The following is a 3,682-nucleotide window of genomic DNA, read 5'->3' on the forward strand; positions in this document are numbered from 1 at the left end:
ATTATATTCCATAAAAAATTTAATTAAGTTTTTATTATTTTTGAAATTAAAAATATTTTTCCATATTTTTTTTCTAACAATACTATTGGTATTTTCTGCATTAACACCAAAAACTTTCACTTGTCTTAATATTAATGGTAAAATGTTCATATTTGAGTGATTGCTGATAACATTTCCCACTGAAATCAAAACTCCATTGTGACATAAAAATTTTAAGCAAGTCGAAAATATATCTCCTCCAACATTATCAATAATTGCTCCATATTTTTCCTTTAACAATGGGAGATTTGTAGTTTCAAGAATGTTCTCATAATTTATTACTTCATTGGCACCTGCTTGTATTAATTTTTTTTTATTTTTTTTTATACTTGTTGTTGCTGCAACTATTTTATAACCGTATTTTTTTAGAAAAAATATTGAAAATAAACCAACACCACCAGTTGCCCCTGTAATTAAAATTGAACGCTTCTTGTCTATTTTTAAATTTCTTATATTATTTATTGCTAACATAGCTGTAAATCCAGCTGTACCAAAAATAATAGGTAATTTAATATTTACATCATTAGGTATTTTTTCAACACACTTTGATGAGACTATAAAATAATCTGTCATGGTACCCATAGAATTAATTCCTACAGGTCTAGCAATTACCATTACCTTATCACCTATATTGAAATTTTTTGAATTTGTTTGATAAATTTCACCAGTACAATCTATCCCTGGCACGTGAGGATATTTTCTAACTAAACCAGGATTGCCTTTACCAACCAAAATATCCTTATAGTTAAAACAACTATATTTTACTTTAATTATTACTTCATCATCTTTTAATTTTTTTAAAGGTATTTTTTTAATTGAATAAAAAAAATTATTTTTTTTTTTTTCTATAATCAATGATCTAGTTATTGAAACTTTTTTGTTCTTCATAATCACAACTTATTTAAATTAAATTTAACTGGATCAATATATTTAAATTTACCATTGGAAACTATTCTATCTTTTAAAAAAATTGAATTATGAGCTAAAATAATTCCATTTTTTTTTGATAAAATTTTTGAGATAATTCTGAGAGTACAGGTAGAAGAAATCTTTAAAAAATAGTTACTTTCACTTTTTACAATGAAATATTTCTTTATTTTTTTTTTATCTTCATAAAGATTTATAATAGTTGTCTGAAGCATTGCTTCTGTTAACAAAGTACCTGGCATTACTGGGTCATTATTGAAAAAATGAGATTTTAAAAACCAATCATCTTTTTTAATTTTTTTTTGACCTTCGACAATTTTATTTTGATTTATCACTTTTACTTTATCAATCATTAAAAAAGGATCTTTAATTTTTAAAATATCTTTTATTTCAGATTTTTTAAAATTTTTTTTCATTATTCTCCTATTATTCTTGAAAGAGAATATATCAAATCCTTACCATCCCAGACAAAGTTCATATCTAATGATCTCCCTATAGGTACCACTCTATCAACTCCCAAGGTTCCAGTTTTTATTACATAGTTATTTAAAACAGTTTTGTTAAACCCGAAAAAACTTATCGTTTGACACTTTTTTGAGATAATATCTTTTAAATCACTCATTTTTTTTAAATCTAATTCCACAAATGAACCATTATAAGGTCTTATTTTTTCTATTTCCTTGTTGAACTGATTCAATTTTAATCTTATTAAGCTGAATTTTTCAAATTTTGTTTCAAATTTTGTTTTTGTTTTAGCGGCTATTACTGATAAATTTGAAATTTTTTCATTTGCTATAGCTAAATTATACTCAAATTTTTCATCTACTATCTCAGAAAGGTATTTGTAAAATTTAGATTTAGCTTGATTTTTATTTTTTCCTGTCCAAATAATTGCCTGGGGTGAAGAGCACCCTTTTTGATCCATTATGTAAGTGTCATTATAAAACTTTTCTACGAGTCTCTTAAGATTTGAATCATTTAATTTAATCATATCATCTGAGCCCAAGATTGCTAAAGAGTATCTGTCTGGAAAAGTTATATCTAAACAATTTGGAGACGTATTGAATTTTTTAAATTGATTTATTGTTTTATCTCCTCCCCATATAATTCTAGCATCAGATTTATTTGACAGAAATTCTGAAATTTCATTTGATTTTTCATATCTTATTAAACAAATTTTACTTTTAAAAAGAATAAAATTTTTTTTATTTAAAACTTTCCTTAGTACATCACAAAGAATTTCAGTTTGAACAAATTTTTTTGATGGTAATCTTAGAATATTATTATTTCCTGAAAGTAAACCAAATACTAATGAATATGCAAAATTCATAGGTATATTTGATGGTGATATATGAAAAACTATTCCATTCCCTAACATTTTGTCTCTTAAATGGTAATTTTGAGAAATTTTTAAAATATTCTTTTTTCTTATCCAAAATGCAAAAGTAATTAAATCTTGAAATTCATAATTTTTTTTATTTTTAAAAATTTCTTTAGATACATTGTCTAAAAAGCTAATAATTTTGCTATCAAAAATTTTGTGTACAATATTTGAAACTTTTTTATTACCAACAATAATACTAATTTTATTATATATCTTTTTTTCAATTTTATGCATCACTGCAACCTCTTTTCTCTGTACCAGGAACTCTACCGATTATAGAAAAATATTTTCCTTTTCTGCCACACTCACAATCATCAATACCCTCTATTCTTCCTAAATCTTCTGTTAAAATATTATTTCCTGGATAACTAAATTGGAGTAGAGACATTGTCTGAATTAATCCAATTTCTTTTTCTCTAGCTAACGATAAATTTTTATCTCTTATAAATATCTGAGAAAATATAGATGGATGAAAAAAATTTTTTTCACACTCTATATAAACTGAACCAGTTTGCTCTACCATGCCATAATAGTTATAAACTTTATTTAGACCTAATACTTTTTTGGCTGTTTTGTTAAAAACTATTTTACTGACAGATTTTTTTTCTAATTTTTTCCATCCTCCACCATGTATCAAAATACCTTTATTTTTTGGTAAAGTTATTCGTCTTTTTTTTAATACATTAATTAAATCTATCCAAATATTGTTGGTAAATCCAAAAATTACAAATTCTTTGTTGGGATATTTTTTGATAAAGTTTTTGAGTAAATCAATATTCAATACCTTTTTTTTATTAATAAAGTAAGATTTGTCAGATAGTTGCATAAATCCCCTTATAGCTGCAATGCTAGCAGACATTAAATTTTTATCTTTTTGGATTATGTCTTCAATAAAAAAAAAGGTAGTTTTTTTTTTTATAATTGTGGAAAAAATATTTATCAATGCTTTTGATTGAATTAAGGAAGTATTCCTATCAATATTTATTTTTGATTTTAAACCTCCTGAAGTTCCAGATGATTGCATAACTTTAGATAAATTTTTTTTTGGGGCAGAAGATAAATTAAATTCTTTAAAAACTTTTACATGGACATAAGGTAATTCATCTAATTTTTTACAATTTTCAATTTTTTTAAAAATTTTATCGCATATATTTTTATATTCTAAACAATTTCTATAATGATATTTTGATAATTTTTTTTGATTTTCTAGTAAATAAGCATCCTTCAACTTATCTGGAGTTTCAAAAGGTTTTATTGAAAATAATTTTTTTAAATTAATCACTTTTATAACTTAATTTTTTATAATTTATTTTTCCATTATTAAGTCTCATT

Annotated in this window: 4 protein-coding genes; all 4 read right to left on the reverse strand. The window is 23.6% G+C overall.

Annotation, left to right across the window (positions count from 1 at the left end; all coding sequences use genetic code 11):
- Positions 1–927, reverse strand: a 927-nt coding sequence (locus ACTT90_RS07305; protein WP_440938073.1) for a zinc-binding dehydrogenase, incomplete at its 3' end; no start/stop codon positions are given.
- Between the two features lie 2 nt (positions 928–929).
- Positions 930–1,382: a 3-hydroxyacyl-ACP dehydratase FabZ family protein gene (locus tag ACTT90_RS07310; protein WP_440938074.1), complete on the reverse strand. Its 453-nt coding sequence runs from the start codon at positions 1,380–1,382 to the stop codon at positions 930–932.
- A complete protein-coding gene (locus tag ACTT90_RS07315) occupies positions 1,382–2,584 on the reverse strand; it encodes an acyl-CoA reductase (protein WP_440938075.1) in 1,203 nt (400 codons plus the stop codon). The genes ACTT90_RS07310 and ACTT90_RS07315 overlap by 1 nt, the downstream gene beginning before the upstream one ends.
- Positions 2,577–3,632 (reverse strand): LuxE/PaaK family acyltransferase, encoded by a 1,056-nt coding sequence (locus ACTT90_RS07320; RefSeq protein WP_440938076.1) that lies wholly within the window; start codon positions 3,630–3,632, stop codon positions 2,577–2,579. The genes ACTT90_RS07315 and ACTT90_RS07320 overlap by 8 nt, the downstream gene beginning before the upstream one ends.
- Positions 3,633–3,682 lie beyond the last annotated feature (50 nt).

Source organism: Candidatus Pelagibacter sp., assembly GCF_052049935.1.
In the GTDB taxonomy this organism is placed as follows: domain Bacteria; phylum Pseudomonadota; class Alphaproteobacteria; order Pelagibacterales; family Pelagibacteraceae; genus Pelagibacter.

Excerpts from the sequence above, each read along its gene's own strand:
- ACTT90_RS07310 (WP_440938074.1), bottom strand. The coding sequence starts at position 1,382 with ATGAAAAAAAATTTTAAAAAATCTGAAATAAAAGATATTTTAAAAATT.
- ACTT90_RS07315 (WP_440938075.1), bottom strand. The coding sequence starts at position 2,584 with ATGCATAAAATTGAAAAAAAGATATATAATAAAATTAGTATTATTGTT.